Below are 22,907 nucleotides of genomic sequence, written 5' to 3' on the forward strand. Positions count from 1 at the left end.
ATAATTGATATACAGATAGTAACAGAGCGTTCCGGTCGTTCCACTTTGTAAAAGATTTAAAAATTCGTTCCATCGTTCCGTTTGTTCCGATCGTTCCATTCGTTCCGATCGTTCCATTCGTTCCATTCGTTCCGGTGGCTATTTGCTTTTTCATCCTTTTGCATTTTTAATCCAGCGGTGTACGGTCGTTTTTCCCACGTTTAGAGATTCAGAAATTTCCTGCAAGGATTTGCCGAGTCCGTGCATTTCGAGTGCCTGCATTTTGCGATCGTCTTTGGTTGTGGATTCCGGCAATGATAGGTGATCTGTTTCAGGCCCGACGCCGGAAAAAATAAAGTGTAAAGAACAATCCTGTTTTACAAGCTCCAGGGCTATGACATTATCACGGTCATATACCATCTGCCCGTTGCGAGATGGTTTAACCTGTTTTAAGTACCGGAAATTTATGCCAGCATTGGATTTACCAATGGCAGAAACACCATCAGCAAAGTTTGACAATGCTTTGCTTCCTGCGAGGTGGTTTAGGTGTAGAGGCGTGTTTAAATCAATTTTCGGCGTGTGCGCAACTACCAGGATAGAAATTCCAAATTCACGTTTGAGGCCATCGAGAAAACGCATAATCGACAAGGCAATTTGTTGGTCGATTGTGCTTTGTGTGTGCAAATAGGAAATGTTATCGACGATTAAAACAATATCCTTTCCGGGATACGCTAATTTTGACCCTTCGACATCGCTTTTTATTTTTTCCTGCAAAAGTTCAACAAACTGTATTTCGGGATTTTCCGACATCATCAAAGCAAAATCTACATTATCAATTCTCAAATTTTCGGAAAAATCAAAAGTGTTTCCGGCTTCGTCTGAATATCTTTGAAAAAATTGCCGGTCGCTTAACTCATAATCATGGTACAAAACAATGGACGGTTCATTTTCATTTTCGAGCAACGGGAGTGCCTTCAAACCTTTTGATATGGCATCTGCAATTTGTACGGCCATTATTGATTTGCCTGCGCCGGTATCAGCAAAAAGCAAATGGAGTTCACCGTTTTGCCAGATTTCACCAAATAGCTTCTTAATCGGCGGCAAATTCCGGGCGGCTTCAAGTCGTTGTTTAGCCGTTCGGATAACTGGCATGTTAATAAACATTGGCCTGGTGGCTGCTGTGTTGGTTGCTAACTTACTCATTTGGGCTGCTGTATCCAGTCGATCAACTCTTTTTTATTGAAATACAGTCTTTTCCCTTGCTTGTGGAAAGGAATTTGGCGTTTGCTCACTTTGGCATAAATCGTTGGGATGGCGCAATTCAGAAAACTGGCAGCTTCTGCAATGGTCATTAAGATAGTTTCCTTTGCCGCAGGATGGCCGTTGTTAGCGAAATAGTCGCTAATGGCCGACGTCACCAGGTCTTTAAGATCGGTTCTGTTAATTTGAATTAAGATGTTTTGCATTTTGTCGCGTTTTAAAATTATCTGCGACAAAGGAGCGGCGAAACGGAATAATAAAAAAGGACAAAAAAAAGAGCATCATTAATGCCTGTTTGTCAATACATTAGTAATAAATAGATAAACAAATTAATTACAAGTAATTAAACATCAATGTTTTATAATTAAAATCAATCCCAAATTTAGGGGGGTTTTGTCACGGGTTATTTAACTTAATTTAACGTATTATTTAACGTTTCAATAAGCGTTGCTCCAAATTAAGGGGGGGTTTGTACCCACTTTATTAACTTTTATTAACTATATTTTTAACATTTGTCCGCTTTTCGCTTAAAATTCAGTCAATTTATTTTGCCATTCCTGCAAGTGTTCATCCTCAAAACTACCTAAATAGCTGGCTGTTGTATCCAGGCTTACATGACCCAACTGTTTTTGAATGTAGCTTACTGGTGCATTCTTTTTCATTAGTACGCTGGCAAAAGTATGTCGGCTTGAATAAGATGAAATTTTACTTGCAATATCGTTATCAAGCTCTAATTTGGCGGCAATCCTTTTCATCGTTTTTGATGTCATCGAAGCATGGTATTTAATGGCTTTAAGTTTTTGTAATTCAGTCATTTCATCATTTAAAATATTAAAGATAAGCGTTTCTTCATTTTGCTTTTTCTGACAATATTTATTAATGATTTTTTGCGTCGCCGGTGAAATTGGAATCCTGATAGGTTCCTGCTGTTTTTTGGTTCTTCGGGTTTTATGCCTTACAAATTCCATAAATCCATTTTGCATGTTTTTGTAGCGTAACAGAAGCAAGTCGGTCACATTGATACCATTCAAAAAATATTGAAGTATCCAAGAATCATAATAAAGTTCCTCAAATTCGGGTTTGGGTGAATATTCCATTACCTTTCTAAGTTCATCAAAACTTAATGCGATTTTGCGACCTTTCCCTTTTGGTATTTCATATTTCTTTTCTCCAAATGGTGAAGGTATTTCTTTTAAGCTTTCAGGTCTTTGGTTAAATATTGTTCTTAATTGTCGCATGTAAATCCCAACGGTAGTAAGTCCGTTTCCCTGTTCCTCTGTCATCCAATTTTCATATCTGTTTAAAAATTCCACCGTCAAGTTTCCGTATGGTAGTTTCTTTTTTTGGTAAAACTTCTTTAAAGATATGAATGAACATTGGTAAGCCTGTGCTGTGCTTTCTCGCTTTTCATCCTTCAGTTTTAAAATGTATAGCTCATAATTTTTCAGAAGGTCGCTATCCGTTTCGGTCTTAACCTTCCAGTAAATATCCTGGTAATTTTCAAGGCTGAAAAACGTCAGAGTTTCCGCCTTTTGTTCTGCATCACTTCGAATACCTTCGAGCGTATCTTTTAAAAGCCTAAATTTTCCACCTGGTTTATCCTTAAACGTTTTTTTTATAACGTCTGGGCTGATCGCAAACTCGCCAAAACCTTCATAAATAAACTCACCAATACCCTTTTGCTCCAAAATTTTATTTATTTCCTGCGGACGAATTGCAAAGTATTTCCGTTTGCGTTTGTAACTCACGCGCACTTTTACAGGAATGAAGTTATCTACTTTTGGATCCCGGGTTTCGAGATAAATCGAAAAAATTGCTTTTTTGTTTTTCATAAGTTAAAAGATTTAGTAGCCAATTCCGCACACAGTTCCGCACACAAAAGTAATAAATAAACACTATTGAACACGAAACAACAATAAAATAAATCTTTTTAACAACTCAATATCAATGTATTAATAGAGTAATGACTAATAAACAAATAGTGAATTTACTGACTACGGATCAGGAGGTTCGGGGTTCGAATCCCTGCGGAGTCACCAAACGAAGAAGCAGTTACAAATAAAATGTAGCTGCTTTTTTTATTTAGGAATAAAAACTATTTAATTCGATCCCGCTGGCTGCCGAAGCGTCTTGCGTCAACTGCATCCTCACCCCTCTCCCATCTTTTCCACCAAAAGACGCTCGCACACACTCACGCTGAGTGTTTCTGAGGGATAATTTTCGTAGCACACCACCATGGTTCCGTCGAAAGCTTCTTTGGAAATAACTTCAAGAGCCGTTCCCAGCTTTAAATTGCGGCTATTCAAAAATTCTAAAAAATCTCTGTTGGAATGCATCAGAGCTTTCAGGATTAGTTTGTCGCCAGGCTTGCCTGTGCTCAGCGGTTTATAATGCTGTTCTGCCAGTTGCCCTGTGCTGTCGGGGATTGGTGATCCGTGCGGGTCGATACCCGGATATCCCAAAAGTTCATCCATTCGTTCAAAAAATTTGACGGAATTGATATGCTCCACCTGTTCTGCAATCTCATGCACCTCTTCCCAGCCAAATCCCATTCTTTCGACCAGGAACCTCTCTGTAAGGCGGTGCTTGCGCACTACCAGGGCAGCCGCTGTTTTTCCCTTTTGGGTAAGCGAAAGGGGTTTGTATTTCTCATAATTGACTAGCCCTTGCCTTTCAAGGTTTTTTATCATGCTGTTGGCCGTAGGCTTGCTCACCTGAAGTAAGGCGCTAAGCCCGGAAATACTTACCTCGCCTTCCACGTCCGCCAGGTTCATAATAGCTTTCAGGTAATTTTCCTCTGTATGTGAAGCCATTCTCTTTTTCATTTGTGCGGACAAAAATACAAAAAGTTGTTAATAATTATGTTAGATTAATCAAACATATTATTTTTGCAGCTCTAATAGCAGATGAAACAAACAAAATAGCCTCTCGATGAAAAGGATAATATTACTCACTATCATAACAATAATTGGATGTTCGCCAGTCTTTGCCCAGACCGGGATGATAACCGGAAAAATTACTTCAAACAGAAACAGCGAGCCAATTCCCTTTGCCAGCGTACAAATAATGGATACACAAATAGGTGTTTCCGCAGATGCAAATGGCCGTTTCACATTGAAGGAAGTACCAGCAGGCAGACAGTCGCTTAGCGTAAGTTCTTTGGGTTTTAAAATTTATAATACAGAGGTGGATGTGCCGTCAGGTGGGGAGATTAATATGGAAGTAACATTAAGAGAAGAGCACCACCACCTCGACGAAGTGGTGGTAACCGGCACCCGAACATCCAAAAGGCTTACCGATTCGCCGGTTATTGTAAATCTGATCGACAGTAAACAACTTGACCAGGTGGTGGCCGTCAACTTATCCGAAGGTCTGAAACTGCAGCCTGGCTTACGAGTGGAAACCGACTGCCAGACCTGTAACTACAGTCAGCTCCGGATTAATGGGCTGCAGGGCGGGTACTCACAGATATTGATAAATAGTCGTCCAATTTTCAGCCCATTGACCGGTCTTTATGGCCTGGAGCAAATACCGGCCAATATGATCGAACGCATCGAAGTGGTGCGTGGAGGCGTTTCTGCTTTGTATGGTTCGAGCGCTATCGGCGGCACAGTAAATATAATCACTAGCATCCCGCGGGAAAACAGTTACAACATCACCAACACATACCAAAGCATAAAGGGTGAAGCTTCTGACAATATTATATCTGCCAATGCTACGCTGATTAACAAAAAAGAAAATGCAGGCGCTACTTTTTTTGTTAACAATAGAAACAGGCAGGCTTATGATGCCAATGGCGACAATTTCTCGGAACTTCCAAAGCTAAAAGACAATTCTTTTGGCGCCAATCTGTTTTATCTGCCCTCCGAAAATCAAAAGCTATCGTTGAGTCTGAGTAGTATTTACGAATATCGTTACGGTGGCGAAATGGTTGAAGGTCCTGCTTATCTTGCACAGCAATCAGAAGAAAGAACCCACAATGTATTGATGGGTAGCTTTGATTATCAAATCGATTTTAACGACAATAAGAACACTTTCTCCGTTTACTACGGTGGGCAAAAAACCGATCGTGTGCACTACACAGGGATTACTCCCGATGATGAGGATGAGTTTGCAGCGTTTGTAGCCGATCCGCCTTATGGCGTTTCCGATGTAATTACCCATCAGGGTGGCGTGCAGCTCAATAGCCTTTTTGATAATTTTATAGGTGGAAGGGCCGTCTTGACCGTCGGAGCGGAATATGTGTACGACAATGTTTTTGATGAGATCAAACCCTACAACTACCTCATCGATCAGACGACAACAGATTTAGGAATTTTCGCTCAGCATGATTGGGACATCATCCCTCAGCTAAATTTACTCGCCGGCGCCAGGCTCGACAAGCACAATCTTCTCGACAAAGTAATTGTTAGCCCGAGGCTATCGGTTTTGTATAAACTAAAAGAAAACACACAGTTCAGATTAGGCTGGGGCACCGGATTTAGGGCTCCTCAGGCTTTTGATGCTGATTTGCACATCGCTTTTGCCGGCGGCGGAGTTTCTCGCATAACGCTGGCTGACGATTTAAAAGAAGAACGTTCTAACAGCTTTACCGCTTCGTTGAATTACGACAAAGCAACCCGGAACTTTATTGCAGGCTTTACGCTGGAAGGGTTTTATACTACTTTAAATGACGCATTTTTTCAGTTCCCTTTAGGAGAAGATGAATTTGGCGAACGTTTTGAAAAAAGAAACGGCAAAGGTGCGACCGTAAAGGGAATCACTATAGAGGCCAGGGCAAATTTTGATTATATTATTGAGGTCAGTGCAGGCTTCACCATCCAATCGAGCTTGTACGACGAGGCTGTGAAAAACATCGAATATCTGCCTGCTCGCCGTGAGTTTTTGCGCACACCCAACGAATATGGTTTTGCTGTGTTAACTTACACACCTACAAAGTACTGGTCGGCTAGCACCAACATCATTTACACCGGAACTATGGAAATAGCACACGTTGGTGGCGAAGGCACCGGCCAGGGCGAAGATGTTTACTTCACAACACCTGCATTTACCGAGGTTGGAGTAAGAGTGGGACATACCTTTGCCTGGGAAAAACTAAAAACCGGCCTAGAACTTTTTGGTGGGGTCAAAAATATTTTCGATTCTTATCAGGACGACTTCGATGTGAGCAAAAACCGGGATAGCAATTACGTCTATGGGCCGGGTATGCCAAGAACTTTTTTTGTAGGCTTGCGCCTTAAATCATTGTAGCAAAGGCTTTTTAGCACATGATTAATTTAGCTTTTAATAAAATAAACATCATTTTTATGGCGCTGTGGCTGCTCATATTTTTGGGAAGCCATGATGTTTTTGCACAGCAATCCAATTCGGTGCGCTGGCTTACTTTTGAGCAACTCGATGACTCGCTGAAAGTGAAGCCTAAAAAGGTTTTTATTCACTTTTATGCTGACTGGTGTGCTTCCTGTCGCAAAATGGAGAAAGTTGCTTTTCAGGATACAACGGTTGCCGCCATTCTAAACAGAGATTATTATGCGGTGAAAATGAATGTAGAAACCCACGATACGATTACTTTTGGCGATCAGATTTTTGTGAACGAAAGGATTAAGAAGCGCAACCCTGTGCATCAGATTGCTTTGCTGATGGCGAGCCGGAGCGACAAGCCCTTTTCGTTGCCTGCCCTGGTGCTGATGAATGAAAAGTTTGAAGCCACCGCACGTTATTTTCAATATCTGAATGCTGAACAAATGACCGGGATATTACAAAACGAATGAGCTGAGTAGAAAATCGCTACAATTTCGCAGGTTTCATTAAAATTCTTTTTTTTAAAAACTTATGCACTCAGAATCGTTAAGCGAGGTACATTCGACAGTGCGCACCGACAAAAAAGGCTGGCGCAAGATTCTGGCATTTTTGGGGCCTGCTTATCTGGTAAGTGTGGGCTACATGGATCCGGGCAACTGGGCCACCGATATTGCCGGCGGCTCGGCGTTTGGCTATAAATTGATATGGGTGCTGCTAATGTCCAATCTCATGGCGCTGATCCTGCAGTCGTTGAGTGCAAGGCTTGGCATCGTCAGGGGGCTCGATCTGGCGCAGGCATCCAAACACGCATATCCCAAATGGGCAAACATTCCCTTATACATTTTAGCCGAAATAGCCATTGCCGCCTGCGACCTCGCCGAGATTGTAGGCATGGCCATCGGGCTTAGTTTGTTATTTGGACTTCCACTTATCTGGGGTGTGAGCATCACTGCTTTGGATACTATTCTTCTGTTATTTTTGCTCAAAAAGGGGATGCGCACCATGGAGCTTTTTATCATTTCGATGGTGTCGATTATCGGGATCTCTTTTGTAGCCGAAATGCTTATCGTTAGCCCTGTTTATGGCGATGTGGTGAAAGGGCTCGTTCCATCGGAGCTAAGCGGGCAATCTCTTTATATTGCCATAGGAATCATTGGCGCCACGGTGATGCCGCACAATCTGTATCTGCATTCTTCATTGGTCCAAACCCGAAAAATCGACCGTACCTTTAAAGGATTACGGGCGGCCATCAAGTTCAATTTCATCGACACATTCATTGCACTCAATCTTGCTTTTTTTGTTAATGCAGCCATATTGGTTCTGGCGGCAGCCGCTTTTTATGTTAATGGATATTTTAATGTAGCCGAAATCCAGGATGCTTCTGAGTTGCTGGAAAATCTGTTTGGCAAAGCAGCGCCTGCCTTTTTTGCTGTGGCACTTATTGCAGCCGGGCAAAGCTCTACTATCACAGGTACACTCGCCGGGCAAATTGTAATGGAAGGACATCTCAATCTGAGAATTCAACCGTGGCTCCGGCGATTGATCACGCGTCTCCTGGCCATCTTACCAGCGTTGTTTACACTCATTCATTTTGGGAGTGAAGCGTTGGGACAGCTACTGGTTCTAAGCCAGGTGGTGCTAAGCCTTCAACTTGGCTTCGCTGTCATCCCGCTGATCCATTTCAACTCCGACAAAAAATTGATGAAAGGTTTCGCCATCAAGCCGTGGGTAAAGGTTTTGGCGTGGCTTACCGCTGCCATCATTGTTTATTTGAACATCCAACTGGTAATTGATGAAATTAATACCTGGATAAAACAATCTGCCAACCACGGATTATTAATTTATCTTATCGTAGTCCCTCTAGCCGTGGCTTGTCTGGCGCTTTTGGTGTATGTTTTCATTCATCCTTTTTTGGCGAAAGCCAAAGAAACCGGAACCCATGTACCTCATGGAGTGGCCAAAACATTTTCTGAAAGCATGCGCCTAAAAAATTATGTCCACATTGGTATCACCATCGATTTTTCGGGCAATGACCAGAAGGTCATCCAAAATGCTTTAAAGCAAGGCGATAAGTCGGCCAGTTATACGCTGATACATGTGGTGGAAAGTGCTGCAGCCCACTACCTGGGAACCAACAGCCAGGATCATGAAACGCAACAGGATGAGGCAAACCTGAAGCTATACCAGGACAAACTTATCGAAATGGGTTACGACGCCGGCATAGAGATAGGTTTTGGAAACCCGCCTCTTGAAATTGCCAAAATTGTGGCTGCTAAAGATATCGACCTGCTGGTGATGGGCGCCCATGGACACAAAGGAATGAAAGACCTCATCTTTGGCACCACTGTGGAGGCGGTGAGACACAAAATAAAAATCCCGGTTCTTATTATCAATTGATAAAACTTCTTTGACCCACGGAAGATAACACGCAGAATAATACCACAGCAACCAAAACAACATTGCCTTGTGTTCTGTTGAAACAGTTGGAAATTTGAACATATTTCTACTAATTCCTATTTATTTATATAAAGCATCAAAATGAAGCATCTAACCTTTACTCTGGCTTTTATCCTGACCTTTACAATCGCTTTTGCCCAGGCACAGAATCATCAGTTATCCAGCCACATTCTTGACATAACCACAGGGCAACCCGCAAGGGATGTTAGTATTAGACTGGAAAAACTAAATGAGCAAACCAACATCTGGTCGTTTGTTGATGAAAAGAGAACTGATAAAAATGGAAGAATCAACGACTTCCTGAGCACCGAAAATGCAAACCAGGGCATTTATAAATTGATCTTTCTCACCAGCGACTACTTCAAAAAAAATGACATCAAAACCTTTTATCCCTTCATTGAGGTAGTTTTCGAAATTAGCGACACCAACCACTACCATGTGCCCATCACGCTATCTGCCTTTGGATATTCTACCTACAGGGGAAATTGATCGAAATCATAAGCAGCCGCAGGAATACAGAAACAATTTGTGTAATAAAATAGCAGAACATGGCACACAAGAACATCTCGATTTATGGTGCCCTTGCGGCAAATATCGCCATTGCTGCAATGAAGTTTGTGGCAGCAAGTTTCACAGGCAGCTCGGCCATGCTTTCCGAAGGAATTCACAGTACGGTGGATTCGACCAATCAGCTGCTTTTGCTATTGGGCCTGCGCCGCAGCCAAAAGCCGCCTGACCATGCGCATCCTTTCGGGCATGGCAAAGAGATTTATTTCTGGTCGCTGATCGTGTCAATTCTCATTTTTGGCTTGGGTGGCGGCATGTCTATTTATGAAGGCATCAAGCACATACAGCATCCCCAGCAAATCACCAATCTGGTTTGGAACTATGCCGTGCTGGGCGGAGCTATCCTGTTCGAAGGCGCCTCGTTTTTAATAGCTGTTCGTAGTTTTAATAAAGATATTAGTGTCAAAGGCAGTTTCCTGAAAAGGCTCCACCTCAGCAAAGACCCAAGTCATTTTGTTGTGATTTATGAAGATGCGGCCGCCCTGGGCGGTCTGGTCATCGCAGCAGCAGGCGTGTTTGTTGGCAGTCATTACAATTTCCCACTTGCCGATGGTCTGGCTTCCATCATTATCGGTTTGTTGCTGGCTTTTGTGGCGGTGCTTCTCACCATCGAAAGCCGGAATCTGCTGATTGGTGAAAGCATGCAGCCATACATTATCGATGACATTATAAAAATTGTAAAACAAGATAAAAATGTGGACACATTGCGTCGCCCGCTAACCATGCACATGGCGCCCAACGACGTCTTGCTTGCGCTGGATGTTCAATTTGTACACAAGCTAAGCAGCAGCGAACTTACCGAAACCATTCAACGCCTCGAAGACAACATCCACCGAAGCTATCCCGAAATTAAGCGCATTTACATCGAAGCCGGAACTTTATCGGAAGAGCTGAAACCCTAAAAACCAATTCTATTACATTATCAGGTTGCCGTAATACCATATCTAACGCCCAAACAATATCACAGCAGCTGTGTTTGTTTTGCATTCACAGATTTTTTTTATTGATAAAGAGACCCCATGCTGAGTAAAGAATTGATTATTGAAGCCCGCCACCTGAAACTCGAAGATTACCACGATTTGCGCCAAGCAATGGAGGAGGCATACTCCGACTCCACTGATGATTATTGGGAACGCCGCGACATAAGCCGGCTGCTCGATGTGTTTCCGGAAGGACAACTTTGCATTGCTGTAAATAATAAAGTGGTAGCGCTTGCCTTGTCCATCATCATCGATTATTCCAGGTTTGGCGACAACCATACTTACCACCAGATTACCGCCAACGATACTTTTACCACACACGATCCTGACGGCGATGTGCTTTATGGAATCGAACTATTTGTGCACCCCGACTACCGCGGCATGCGGCTTGGACGCCGCCTCTACGACGTGCGCAAGGAGCTTTGTGAGAATCTGAACCTTCGCTCTATTATGGCGGGAGGTCGCATTCCCAACTATAGCAAATATGCCGACGAATTGAACCCGCGGCAATACATTAATAAGGTGAGCAATAAAGAAATCTACGATCCGGCGCTTACCTTTCAGTTGTCGAACAATTTTCATGTAAAAAAAATCCTGAAAAACTACCTGGCCGACGATGAGCAATCGATGGAATTCGCCACGCTGCTCGAATGGAACAATATTTATTATCAGGAAAAAGAAACCCTGATCAACAAAATGCATCCCGTGGTGCGCCTCGGTCTGGTTCAATGGCAGATGCGTAATTTCGCCACCTTTGATCACCTGCTCGAACAAAGCGAATTTTTTATCGATGCCGTTAGCGGTTATCATGCCGACTTCATCCTTTTTCCTGAGTTTTTCAACGCACCGCTCATGTCGGGGTTCAACCACTTGGGCGAAGCCGCAGCCATCCGCAAGCTGGCCGAATATACCGAGCCACTGCGCCAGAAATTTGTCGATTTTTCTATCAGCTACAACGTAAATATCATCACCGGAAGCATGCCTGTGATGGAAAACGATAAACTCTACAACATCTCATACCTCTGCCGGCGCGATGGCTCCTGGGAATCGTTTAAAAAAGTACACATTACCCCCAACGAATCGGAGACCTGGGGAATGTCGGGCGGCAGCGACATCCGCGTGTTCGATACCGACAGCGGAAAAATTGGCATCGCCATCTGCTACGACGTGGAGTTTCCGGAGCTTATCCGCATCTATGCCGATCAAGGAATGCAGATACTTTTTGTTCCGTTTCTCACCGACACACAAAATGGCTACAGCCGCGTGCGTCGTTGTGCACAGGCGCGAGCTGTCGAAAACGAATGTTACGTGGCCATTGCCGGATGTGTGGGCAACCTGCCGCGTGTCAACAACATGGATATCCAGTATGCGCAGTCGGCGGTATTCACGCCTTCCGATTTTGCATTTCCCACCAACGCTATCAAAAGCGAGGCAACACCCAACACCGAGATGACGCTGATTGTGGACGTGGATCTGAACCTACTCAAAGACTTGCACCACAACGGCACCGTCCATACGCTCAAAGACCGTCGCAAAGACCTCTATGAAGTTGTATGGAAGAAAAATAGGTGCGTCTCCCGCAAAAATCCTGGGTATAAGTTGCTTTAAAAAATGTTTTTAACCAGCAGATATGTTTTTGTTTAATTTTGCTGCCGCAGAAAAATAATGTAAAGCTGGTTCCGGCCATAGTTGTAGCCAAACACCTATGATTCAAGCGCCTCTTTCATCTTCTGTTTGTTGTCCTTTTTTTATTTATTTTTTACCAAAAGTTATTATGAACATTTTTGTTGCTAACCTGAGTTTCAGGTACCGCGAAGATTCTCTTCGTGAGCTTTTCGAAGCCTATGGCCAGGTGGAATCTGCCCGCATTATCACCGACAAAGCTACCGGCCGCTCCAAAGGTTTTGGTTTTGTTGAGATGAAAAACGACGACGAAGCCAGCGAAGCCATCGGCCAGCTCAATGAGGCTGAAGTAGAAGGCCGAAATCTGGTAGTGAAAGTTTCGGAAGAAAAACCGCAAGCGCCACGCTTTAGCAACCGTCGTCCTCCTCGCGATGACAGGTACTAATTCAGGTGTGGAAAACACAAAAAAGCGAATCTTCCTTTAGTGGAAGGTTCGCTTTTTCTTTTAATATAAAAATCCAATGTTTTATGTAATGGATTACAAGTAATCCTGACATTTTCTGTAATGGATTACATAAAATAAAGATAAAAAGCGGAACGGGACACAGAATATCAAACATCTAAAACTTACGGTTAGGTTTAAGATGGTCAGAAAATAGAAGCAAAAGTTTCTGTACACAGAAACTTTTTATAATTCCATTTCTGTTTTAAAACCTTATTTTCAATAAAAAAGCCTCCGAAATTTCCGGAGGCTTCATCTGTATTTTAATGTAAATATCCTTAAATGATTACTTTTCTTACGGAGTCAATCACGGTTCCGTCAACCCATTTTATCACTGAAATAATCTCATCAGAAAGCTGGGGTTTTTCGGGCTTACCGCAAATTGTTTCAGCTTCTTCTTTAAGCTCATCGATGGTCTTAATAGGAAGTTTCGAATCCTTAAGTTTCTCTATCAGATCCTTTCGTAGCGGGTTGATGGCAATGCCGCGTTCGGTAACGATCACGTCGATAAGTTCGCCGGGGCCGCATAAGGTTGTAACCTTGTCGACGATTACCGGCATGCGGTCGCGGAAAAGCGGGATTGGCAGGATGGTGCATTTGCTGAAGAGACAGTTTTGCCAGCCACCGATGCCGTGCAGCAGATAGCCGTCGGAGTGGGTCACCACGTTGGCATTAAAGTCCACATCCACTTCCGTGGCGCCGAGTACCACCACATCAATCATCGAAGCAAAGTTGCCTTTGCCGTGGTAGTTGTAGCTGGTAAATGGGCTTGTGTTGACATGGCCCGGATTTTCGCGCATGGAGCGCACTCCCTCCAGGTCGAAGGTTTGGCCGTCGAGGATATAATCCACCAGCCCGTCTTCGAGCATTTTTACCGGGTATTTGTTGCTGCCGGCTCGAATAAAACGCGCTTTAATTTTGCGTTCACGCAACATCTGTTCAAAATAAATTCCGATAGAGAGCGAAGTGCCGCCGGCTCCGGCCTGGTACGAAAATCCATCACGAACGATGCCTGCCTCGTCGCAAAACTGTGCGGTCATCTCAGCTATCAGGAGCCTGTCGGGGCTTTTGGTGATCTCAGTAGTTCCGGAGATAATGCGTTCGGGCAAGCCAACTTTATCTACCTCCACCACAAAATCGACATAGTTGCCATGAATCTGCCACGGAATGCACGGGAAAGGAACGATGTTGTCGGTGACCACGATAACGCGGTCAGCGTATTGCGAATCAGCCAGTGCAAATCCCAGCAGTCCGCAGGCTGCGGGGCCGCGGTCGCCGGTGGCGTTGCCGAAAGGATCCGCTGTGGGAGCGGCAATGATGGAAATATCTATGTGCACGTCGCCATCCTGCACTGCCTGGTAGCGTCCGCCGTGCGAGCGCAACACGCTCATGCCGCGCATACCGCCTTCGCTGGTAAACTTGCCCAATGGTCCGTTCATGCTGCCTTCGATGCGCTGCACTGTGCCATCTTCGAGATATTGAATCATCTTTTCCTGACAAGGAAACGATGCCGACGGAAACCATACCAGATCTTTGATGCCCAGCTCGTGCGCTGCATCAAAAACCTGCATTGCGATCAGGTCGCCGTTGCGAAAATGGTGGTGCGATGAGATGGTCATCCCATCGCGGATTCCGGCGCGTATCAGCGCATCCTTGATTGTGGGCACACGCTTATCGCCATCGTCCGGATAGTCGGCGCAGGTGGCGATGGGTGGTGCATATTTCCGACCCGTAGGTTTGTATTTTCCTACACCCATATAGGGTGTATGTTCTTTGCCGTTGAAAAAGGTTGGTACCACGCGTCCGGCAGCATTGGTAACCAGTTTATCGTATTTTTTCATCTTTTCAGTTTTGCTAAAATTTTAAATAAAAATCCGGGATTAACTCCGGGTCTTTTTCTTTAATAAAATTATTCTGCAGCCGGCTTAAGAAACTCGTTGCGCCAGTCGGCACTGATGAGTTGCAGGCTGATGGCCAGATTGATGACTTTCTGTGCGCGCTTTACCACCGGGGCATCTATCATTTTCGTTCCCAACGAAACCACTCCAAGTCCTTTTTCGCTGGCATCCATGAAGGCGTTGACAATTTTTTTGGCTCTTTCGATCTCAGCCTCGTTGGGTGCAAAATTTTCATGAATTACTCTGATCTGACGCGGGTGGATGCATCCCATTCCATCAAAACCAAGGCTTTTGCTGGTAAGAACATTTATACGCAAAGCCTCCATATCAGCAACATCAGAGAACACCGAATCGATGGCCTGGATGCGGGCAGCTTTACAAGCGTTGACGAGCATAGTGCGGGCAAAAAACGATTCGGTCGCTTCGTTGGTGCGGCGCACGCCCAGGTCGGCGGTATAATCTTCGAGGCCGATGGCCATCGCCACGATGTTGTCGGCAGACGAAGCTATTTCATACGATTTAATAACGCCGAGCGCGCTTTCGATGATCGGCATGAGCCATATTGGTGCGCTGAGATTGTGTAGCTTATTCAGCTCAGCAATGCGGCGGTTGACAGCCAGAATTTGTTCGGCACTTTCGCATTTGGGTACCAGGATCAGGTTTACACCATGTGGGACGATATAATCCAAATCCTCGAGGCCGGCAGGAATCTGATTGATGCGCACCATCTTTTCAGCGCCGTAAAGGTTGAGACTCCTCAGGGCGTTACGCACCAGGAAACGGGCTTCGTGTTTTTTATCAAAAGCCACCGCATCTTCCAGGTCGAGGATGAGGCCGTCGGGTCGATGCAATCCGGCATTGACCATCAGACTGGGTGTATTACCCGGCAGATAAAGCCTCGAAAAACGATTGCGGTCTTTGGTGGTTTCGTAGCGATTGGTTTCGAGGTATTCGGTAAGAAATGACTTTTCGCTCGTCACAAGTTTTTTTACGGCAGCTTCGAGTCGGGCAGCCATGACGAATGGAAGGGCGCCACTGTCTTCCATCACCACATGCGCATTTTCGATATCAAAAAAATGAAGCACCTCATGGATGCGGCACGTGATGTCGGCGCCAAACATAAATTTTACTTTGCTGGTGAGCTCGATATCGATGCCCCCTGAGTTGGTAAGCCGGATGGTAACATGACAATCCGAACGTACTCTTTTGCCTTTATTTCCGGCAGTAGCGGTATTCTCCAATTTTCACCTCCCTGTGTTTATTTCTGTTTTTATTAATAAAAAAATGTAAGGGTATGCCGGCAAATTTATTCTAAAATAGTGGTAAAACAACTCAGAATGGATAAAAACTCGGCGAACGTTAATAAATGTACAGTCAAAAGAAATATACGTTTACTTTCGCGCCATGAATCTCATCCTTACTGGCATCGCCTGGTTTTTTATCATCTTAATAAGTCTTTTACCTTTTCGGGTGCTCTACATTTTTTCGGATGTCGTGCGTTTTTTTCTGCAACACGTCTTCGGTTACCGCAAATCTGTTATCCAAAGCAACCTGCGCCGCTGTTTCCTCGACAGGTCAGCGGATGAGATAGATGACCTCACCACGGCGGCCTACAAAAACCTTACGGATGTGATGGTGGAAGGGTTTAAAGTATTTACGATGAGTAAGCGGCAGTTGGTGCGGCGGCATCGTGTCCTGAATCCCGAACTTCTTGATCAGCTTTCTGAAACATCCAAATCATTCATAGCTACGCCCTGTCATTACGGCAACTGGGAATGGGGAGCGCTGGCGCCGGCAGTGCAAAAAAGAGATTTTCAGTTTGTGGCTTTTTACACGCCACTCAGCAACCCTTATCTCGACCGGCGCATCCGGAGCAACCGCTCCCGTACCGGAACTTTGCTGGCTTCTACACATGCTACGAGCCGCACCTTTGATGAATTACGTGACACCGATTCTATCTTTATCATGGCTGCCGACCAAAGCCCCTCTAAACCCGACAGAGCCATCTGGGTAGATTTCTTTGGACAAAAAACCGCTTTCCTCAATGGTCCTGAAAAGCACGCAAAGCAGCACAACCTCCCGGTAATCTTTGCCGACATCCAGCGTGTAAAACGTGGGTTTTATACTTTGGAGCTCTCGCTGCTCGAAGGGAATCCGCAAAGTGCGCCGCCCGAATCTATCACGCAGGCTTATGCACACCGCCTCGAAGAGATTATCCGCCACGATCCCGGCAACTGGCTCTGGTCGCACAAACGATGGAAAATGGATAGGTTTAGAATCAGGGAGGAAGATGAGAGTGATAAGTAGGTAGGAATGGCGCTGGGCACATAGAGTAGGGCGCATGGCGCGAAGAGCTAAGAGGAATATCGAACCACAGAATTCCGCGCGTGCGAAAATGAATTTTGAAGTAAAGAAAAATGAGACGAAGAGCGTAATCCGGCATTTCCCTTTTTGTAATACAATCAGGAAATTCAACAATTAAAAATAAAGGGGATGATTTACTAAATGGAGTCTTAACCAGTGTTCTTTCTACCTCTCTGAATTGAGCCACGGCTCAACCGGGCGGGAGAAATCGTAGCGTGGCAAAGGCGTCGAAACATCCAGCAAACGGTAATTGCTCATCCTGACAACCTTCCAGTTTTTGTTGCGGAATCCATTGTTACCATCAGCCTCGAAGTCGTAGCCCATGTTGAGCAGCTCCATATCGAAGTAGCGAATACAAGGCATAAAACTGCTGCCATATTTCATCAGCGCGCTCATAAAATAAATGCCTGTGTTGTATCCCGACCAGGCGAATTCACCAGGCTCAGCATTGTATTGCTGCTGGAAACTTTTGGCAAATTCCCGATCCACCTTGTCGTGCATATCCACATACTCTTTGGCCAGATAATGTACATCCAGGTTGTTGAGGTACTCCATATCCAGCCCTTCGATAGCCAGCCAGTCGGGCATTCCTATCAACGTAATGTTGTATTGGTTGCGCATTTCGTTGAGCGCCCGCAGCAGCTCCATAATATAAACTTTGTTGGTAGTAAAAGCCACCACAACGTTATCATTATTCACAGCAGCTTGCTTTTTAAAAACGTTCATGTTGTCGCTATTATAAAAGAACGAATAGAAAAGCTCACCGCCCGAAGGACGGGGCGCAAGATGCTGGCTGAAATATGATTTAATATTTCCGAAGCCCTGCTGGTCGCGGTATTCGTTGTGTTTGGTAAGAAATATTTGCGCTTTCGGAAAATGGAGGTTCAGATAATCCGTAAGCGCCTCTACCTGATCGGACTGCACCGGCTGCACCTGAAAAACGTGAGGATTGCCCATGGTAACTTCTTCGCGCACCGAAAAAGGATTGACAAGCGGAATCTGGTGCTCATGCGCAAAATCTGCCATCATCTCAAAACTTTTGCTATACACAGGCCCAATAATAAGATCCATTTGCCGAAGCTCCGGATTGTCGATAATCTTTTGCGTTGCTGCCACGCTGTTGGGAGCGTCGTACACAAAAACCTCAACATTTAGCCCCACTTTTTCGAGCGAATCGATTGCCATCAAAAAGCCTTCGTAAAACTCGATAAAAGCAAAAGGTTTTAAAAAACGTGGGTTAGGATCGTCGATGTAGCTAGCCGGGGAGGCCATCACAGAATCCACTGTGGCAAAATCAAACGGCAGCAGCAGCGCTACTTTGTAATCACCCATCATGCGCATCTGGTGGCAGCTTTGCTCCTGCGACATGGTGGCAGCTTCGTGTTTAAGGCGCTCCAGTTCGAGCATCGCCAGACTGTCTATTGCCGGCTCTTTTTCTGTTTTGATAAAGGGCAGCGGTATGCGAAGTACTTGTCCCTCCTGCAACCGACGCGCGATGTAGGGATTTATCTGGCGGATGGCGTCGGCGTCGATTTCGTATTTGCGCGCCAGCTTATTTACCGACTGGTTGCGTTGTATTTGATGCGTCACAAAGTTGGCAAGCGTAGGTGTTTTAGGAATTCGGATGATCTGTCCGCTTTGCAAATTATCGTCCAGGCCAGGGTTGTAAGCAAATATGCTATCCACGCTTACACGGTAGCGCAATGCCAGCGGATAAACAGATTCTTTGCTTTTGGCCTGGTATTCGAAATAATTCTTTTCAGGTTTTTCCTGTTGCAGCAAAATTTCCGTTTCCGGCAGCGGTATTTTTATCACAGCTCCCGTCATCAGCCCGCCAGTTAGCCCGTCGTTGGCTTTGCGCAAAGCTTCCTCGCTCACATTGTACTGACGCGTGAGGCTGTAAATGGTTTCTCTGGCAGCCACGCGATGATACCGGATACTTGTTGGCGCTTCGTCCTGTGGTTTGGGCGTCGGTGAAACCGGAATTTTTATAATCTGCCCCGGCTGCAAGCCATCGCCGATGCCAAAGTTGCTGTTGCGGATGACGTCGAGCGTAACGTGATAAGCCCTTGAAATTGCGCTAAGCGTTTCGCCCTGTTTTACCTTGTGCAGATAATATTCTGTGCCGTTGATGGTCTCCGATACATTAGAACGAACGACCTCCTGCCCGTTTTGCGCCATCGCAGCAGCGGGAAGCAGCATGACGAGCAACATTACAGCAACCTGTGACAGCTTCATAAAGAATATTTTTTTATAAACAACCATTTAATAATCAAAAACAGAAACTGCTTTCGCAGATAATTATTTTCCGCTTTGCGCGAAATCATTCCCATTCGATGGTGGCGGGAGGTTTAGAGCTGATATCGTACACCACGCGGTTTACCCCTTTTACCTTATTAATAATGTCGTTGGAAACTTTGGCTAAAAAATCATAAGGCAACTGCGACCAGTCGGCAGTCATGCCATCGGTAGATTGGACGGCACGCAACGCCACCACATTTTCGTAGGTGCGTTCGTCGCCCATCACGCCCACCGACTGCACGGGAAGCAACACCGCCAGCGCCTGCCACACTTTTTCATAAAGCTGATGCGAGCGTAAGGATTCGATAAAGATATGATCGACTTCCTGCAGCACACGGACACGTTCGGGAGTTACCTCGCCCAGAATGCGGATACCCAGCCCAGGCCCCGGAAAGGGATGCCGGTGCAAAATCTCCGGCTTCAATCCAAGCTCCGCTCCTACCCTGCGCACCTCGTCTTTAAAAAGTGTATTTAGCGGCTCCACCACTTTGAGTTTCATAAAGTCAGGAAGCCCGCCCACATTATGGTGCGATTTTATAGTTGCCGAAGGCCCGTTTACTGACACCGATTCGATTACGTCGGGATAGATAGTGCCCTGCGCCAGCCATTTCACATCCTGAATTTTATGCGCTTCGTCGTCGAACACTTCGATAAAAGTGCCGCCGATGGCTTTGCGTTTTTCTTCCGGATCGCTCAATCCGCGCAAAGCGGCCATAAAACGATCGGCAGCATCCACGCCTTTTACGTTCAATCCCATGCCCCGATATGCTTCGAGCACCGTCACAAATTCGTTTTTGCGAAGCAATCCGTTATCTACAAATATGCAATGCAACTGTGTGCCAATGGCGTTGTGCAGCAATATGGCCGCCACCGACGAATCCACGCCGCCCGACAATCCCAACACCACTTTGTCTTTGCCAAGTTTCTGGCGCAACTCTTTTATAGTCGCTTCCGCAAATGATGCCGGCGTCCAGTCGGGCGCACAGCCACAGATGTCGATTACAAAATTGCGCAATAGCGTCATGCCTTCGGTAGAATGATAAACTTCGGGGTGAAACTGAATGCCAAACACCGGCGTGTTACCAATCTGATATCCGGCCACAGCCACGTCGTGCGTGCCAGCAATAACTTTGAACTGATCGGGAAGTTTCAGGATGGTATCGCCATGCGACATCCACACCTGACTACCTGCAGTAATGCCATGCAGCAATTTATTTTGCTTGTCGATATTTATCAGATTGGCGCGGCCATATTCGCGGGTTGCCGTGGGCTGCACCGAGCCACCAGCCTTTAGCGCCATCCATTGTGCGCCGTAGCAAACTCCCAAAATCGGGATATTCTTTTGACGGATATCCTCCAGATTGGGCGCCGGAGCATCGGCATCGTTCACCGAGCGTGGGCTACCGGAAAGAATCACCCCAGCAACCCCGGCAAGGTCTGGAATTTTGTTGTAAGGAAAAATCTCGCAATAAACGTTCAGCTCGCGCACACGCCGCGCGATGAGCTGTGTGTATTGCGATCCGAAATCAAGAATAAGTATTTTCTGTTGCATGCAGCAAAAGTAGAAAAATGCACCATCGTAGCGTGCAAAAAAAGGTTGCCACCGAAAAAGAACTCCTGTTCGGCGTTTGTTTTTATCTTTGCCCCTCTAATCAAAATACAAGGGAACCGCGCCGGATGAAGCTGTCGATAGTAGTTGTTAATTACAACGTAAAATATTTTCTTGAGCAATGCCTGCACTCTGTTTTCAAAGCCTCGGAGCATGTGGAGACGGAGGTTTTTGTTGTGGATAATCGCTCGGTGGACGGCTCAGTGCAGATGGTCAGAGAGAAATTTCCGCAGGTAATACTTATCGACAACCAGCAAAACGTTGGTTTTGCCAAAGCCAACAACCAGGCCATCCGACAGGCAAAAGGCGAATACATCCTGCTGCTCAACCCCGACACGGTGGTGGAAGACGACACTTTCGAAAAGATCACTGCTTTTATGGATGATCATCCCGACGCCGGCGGGCTGGGTGTAAAAATGGTGGACGGCAAAGGAAAGTTCCTGCCCGAAAGCAAACGCGGGCTTCCCACACCGGCAGTTGCCTTTTACAAAATCTTTGGCCTGGCAGCCTTGTTTCCGCGCTCCAAAACTTTCGGCCAATATCATCTTACCTATCTCAGCAACGACGAGGTACATAGTGTGGATGTGCTTTCCGGCGCCTTCATGCTGCTGCGGCGCACCACCCTCGACAAGGTGGGGCTGCTCGACGAGTCGTACTTTATGTATGGCGAAGACATCGACCTGTCGTACCGCATCACGAAGGGTAGCTTTCGCAACTACTATTTTCCGCATACGCGCATCATTCATTATAAGGGCGAGAGCACCAAAAAAAGCAGCATCAACTACGTGCTGGTGTTTTACAAAGCGATGATCATTTTTGCGCGCCAGCATTTCTCACAGAAAAATGCCTGGCTTTTCTCGCTGCTCATCAACATGGCCATCTATTTCCGGGCCTTCCTTTCGATACTGCGGCGCATGCTCAAAAATATCATGCTGCCGCTGCTCGACGCGGTGGTGATCTATGCGGGCATCTATTTTATACAAAACTACTGGGCGCATTCGGTGGTTTTTAAAGAGGGTGGCGACTACCCGCCAGAATTCCTGCTGGTGGCGCTGCCGGCTTACATCGTTGTGTGGCTCATCTCGGTTTATATGTCGGGCGGCTACGACAAGCCCATCAACTTTTTCAGGATTTTCAAAGGACTCTTTGCCGGCACGGTGGCCATCCTCGTCATCTACAGCCTGCTGGATGAGTCGATGCGGTTTTCGCGGGCGGTGATTCTTCTGGGCGCCTTGTGGGGATATATTGCCATGACGGGAACGCGACTGATATTTAGAATGCTTGGATTTCAGGATTTCAAGGTCGGCCTTACCCACAACAAACGCTACCTGGTGGTGGGCGACAGCGACGAAGCCGAACGTGTGGCAAAGCTGCTCAGCACCATCGAGATGCAGCCGGCTTTTATCGGATTGGTGAGCCCGCAACCCACCACCGACAGTGCCTTTACCGGCTCGATAGCTGAGATTGAGGATATTGCCAACATTTATAAAATCAACGAGATTATCTTCTGCGCCAAAAGCATCACGTCGCGCAGCATCATCGATAAAATGACTGAGCTGCAATCGCTGCAGGTAGAGTTTAAAATAGCGCCGCCCGAAAGCCTTTCACTCATCGGCAGCAACTCTATAAATACGGCCGGCGACCTCTACACCATGGAGATCAATCCTATCGGCACCTACCCCAACCGGCGCAACAAACGCCTGCTCGATGTGATGATAAGTCTGGTGATGATCTCCGCGCTGCCCATTTTGGTTTTTATGGTGAAGCGCCCGGCACATTTCCTCGCCAACATTGTTATGGTGCTTTTTGCACGCAAAACCTGGGTGGGATATTGCCCTACCGCCAACGACAAAAACGCCCGCCTTCCCGGGATTAAGCGCGGCGTGCTCAACCCGGCCAATGCACTGGCCATCGATAACCTGAGCAACGAAACGCTGGAGCGGCTCAACCTGCTCTACGCCCGCGACTACAAAGTAAAAACCGACCTCGACATTATTACAAAAGGATATAGGAAGTTGGGGAGTTAGATTGTTTTCTTTCCGAATATCAAAACTCCCGAGATTTCC

At 45.9% G+C, this 22,907-nt stretch carries 17 protein-coding genes and 1 tRNA gene; 10 read left to right on the forward strand and 8 right to left on the reverse strand.

Annotated features, from left to right (window positions below):
* Positions 1-150: 150 nt before the first annotated feature.
* The 3 genes from VFC92_03600 to VFC92_03610 form a co-directional block, all read right to left on the reverse strand.
* Positions 151-1,182, reverse strand: coding sequence for an AAA family ATPase (locus VFC92_03600; GenBank protein ID HZK07265.1), 1,032 nt, complete (start codon positions 1,180-1,182; stop codon positions 151-153).
* Positions 1,179-1,445 (reverse strand): helix-turn-helix domain-containing protein, encoded by a 267-nt coding sequence (locus VFC92_03605; protein HZK07266.1) that lies wholly within the window; start codon positions 1,443-1,445, stop codon positions 1,179-1,181. The genes VFC92_03600 and VFC92_03605 overlap by 4 nt, the downstream gene beginning before the upstream one ends.
* A 321-nt stretch (positions 1,446-1,766) precedes the next feature.
* Positions 1,767-3,071: a site-specific integrase gene (locus tag VFC92_03610; GenBank protein ID HZK07267.1), complete on the reverse strand. Its 1,305-nt coding sequence runs from the start codon at positions 3,069-3,071 to the stop codon at positions 1,767-1,769.
* A 133-nt stretch (positions 3,072-3,204) separates the two neighbouring features.
* Here VFC92_03610 and VFC92_03615 point away from each other — a divergent pair.
* A tRNA-Arg gene (locus VFC92_03615) sits at positions 3,205-3,278 on the forward strand.
* Between the two features lie 108 nt (positions 3,279-3,386).
* On the opposite strand, the gene VFC92_03620 is transcribed toward VFC92_03615, so the two are convergent.
* Entirely contained in the window at positions 3,387-4,052 is a 666-nt protein-coding gene (locus VFC92_03620; protein ID HZK07268.1) for a metal-dependent transcriptional regulator, read from the reverse strand.
* Positions 4,053-4,239: 187 nt separating this feature from the next.
* Between VFC92_03620 and VFC92_03625 the strand changes: the two genes are divergently transcribed.
* The 7 genes from VFC92_03625 to VFC92_03655 all read left to right on the forward strand — a co-directional run bounded on the left by VFC92_03625 (position 4,240) and on the right by VFC92_03655 (position 12,612).
* Positions 4,240-6,489, forward strand: a complete 2,250-nt coding sequence (locus tag VFC92_03625; protein ID HZK07269.1) for a TonB-dependent receptor — start codon at positions 4,240-4,242, stop codon at positions 6,487-6,489.
* A 17-nt stretch (positions 6,490-6,506) separates the two neighbouring features.
* A complete protein-coding gene (locus VFC92_03630; protein HZK07270.1) occupies positions 6,507-7,010 on the forward strand; it encodes a thioredoxin family protein in 504 nt (167 codons plus the stop codon).
* A 61-nt stretch (positions 7,011-7,071) separates the two neighbouring features.
* Positions 7,072-8,937, forward strand: coding sequence for an Nramp family divalent metal transporter (locus VFC92_03635; GenBank protein ID HZK07271.1), 1,866 nt, complete (start codon positions 7,072-7,074; stop codon positions 8,935-8,937).
* Positions 8,938-9,078: 141 nt separating this feature from the next.
* Positions 9,079-9,486, forward strand: a complete 408-nt coding sequence (gene uraH / locus VFC92_03640; protein ID HZK07272.1) for a hydroxyisourate hydrolase — start codon at positions 9,079-9,081, stop codon at positions 9,484-9,486.
* A gap of 59 nt (positions 9,487-9,545) precedes the next feature.
* Positions 9,546-10,466 (forward strand): cation diffusion facilitator family transporter, encoded by a 921-nt coding sequence (locus VFC92_03645; GenBank protein HZK07273.1) that lies wholly within the window; start codon positions 9,546-9,548, stop codon positions 10,464-10,466.
* Positions 10,467-10,583: 117 nt separating this feature from the next.
* Entirely contained in the window at positions 10,584-12,152 is a 1,569-nt protein-coding gene (locus VFC92_03650; protein ID HZK07274.1) for a bifunctional GNAT family N-acetyltransferase/carbon-nitrogen hydrolase family protein, read from the forward strand.
* Between the two features lie 166 nt (positions 12,153-12,318).
* On the forward strand, positions 12,319-12,612 hold the full coding sequence (locus VFC92_03655) for an RNA-binding protein (protein HZK07275.1): 294 nt from the start codon (positions 12,319-12,321) through the stop codon (positions 12,610-12,612).
* Between the two features lie 335 nt (positions 12,613-12,947).
* On the opposite strand, the gene VFC92_03660 is transcribed toward VFC92_03655, so the two are convergent.
* Together VFC92_03660 and VFC92_03665 are read right to left on the reverse strand one after the other, a co-directional pair.
* Positions 12,948-14,510, reverse strand: a complete 1,563-nt coding sequence (locus tag VFC92_03660; protein ID HZK07276.1) for a citrate lyase subunit alpha — start codon at positions 14,508-14,510, stop codon at positions 12,948-12,950.
* A 68-nt stretch (positions 14,511-14,578) separates the two neighbouring features.
* On the reverse strand, positions 14,579-15,808 hold the full coding sequence (locus tag VFC92_03665) for an aldolase/citrate lyase family protein (protein ID HZK07277.1): 1,230 nt from the start codon (positions 15,806-15,808) through the stop codon (positions 14,579-14,581).
* A 163-nt stretch (positions 15,809-15,971) separates the two neighbouring features.
* Between VFC92_03665 and VFC92_03670 the strand changes: the two genes are divergently transcribed.
* Positions 15,972-16,874 carry a lysophospholipid acyltransferase family protein gene (locus VFC92_03670; GenBank protein ID HZK07278.1) on the forward strand — a complete coding sequence of 301 codons (903 nt, stop codon included), beginning with the start codon at positions 15,972-15,974 and terminating at the stop codon, positions 16,872-16,874.
* Positions 16,875-17,096: 222 nt separating this feature from the next.
* On the opposite strand, the gene VFC92_03675 is transcribed toward VFC92_03670, so the two are convergent.
* Positions 17,097-19,169: a LysM peptidoglycan-binding domain-containing protein gene (locus tag VFC92_03675; protein HZK07279.1), complete on the reverse strand. Its 2,073-nt coding sequence runs from the start codon at positions 19,167-19,169 to the stop codon at positions 17,097-17,099.
* An 85-nt stretch (positions 19,170-19,254) separates the two neighbouring features.
* Entirely contained in the window at positions 19,255-20,784 is a 1,530-nt protein-coding gene (gene guaA / locus VFC92_03680; protein ID HZK07280.1) for a glutamine-hydrolyzing GMP synthase, read from the reverse strand.
* Positions 20,785-20,801: 17 nt separating this feature from the next.
* Here guaA and VFC92_03685 point away from each other — a divergent pair, with 17 nt between their 5' ends.
* The gene (locus VFC92_03685) at positions 20,802-22,868 is read left to right on the forward strand and encodes a glycosyltransferase (protein HZK07281.1); all 2,067 of its coding nucleotides are present in this window, start codon (positions 20,802-20,804) and stop codon (positions 22,866-22,868) included.
* Positions 22,869-22,907 lie beyond the last annotated feature (39 nt).

It is taken from the genome of Bacteroidales bacterium, assembly GCA_035647615.1.
In the GTDB taxonomy this organism is placed as follows: Bacteria; Bacteroidota; Bacteroidia; order Bacteroidales; family 4484-276; genus SABY01.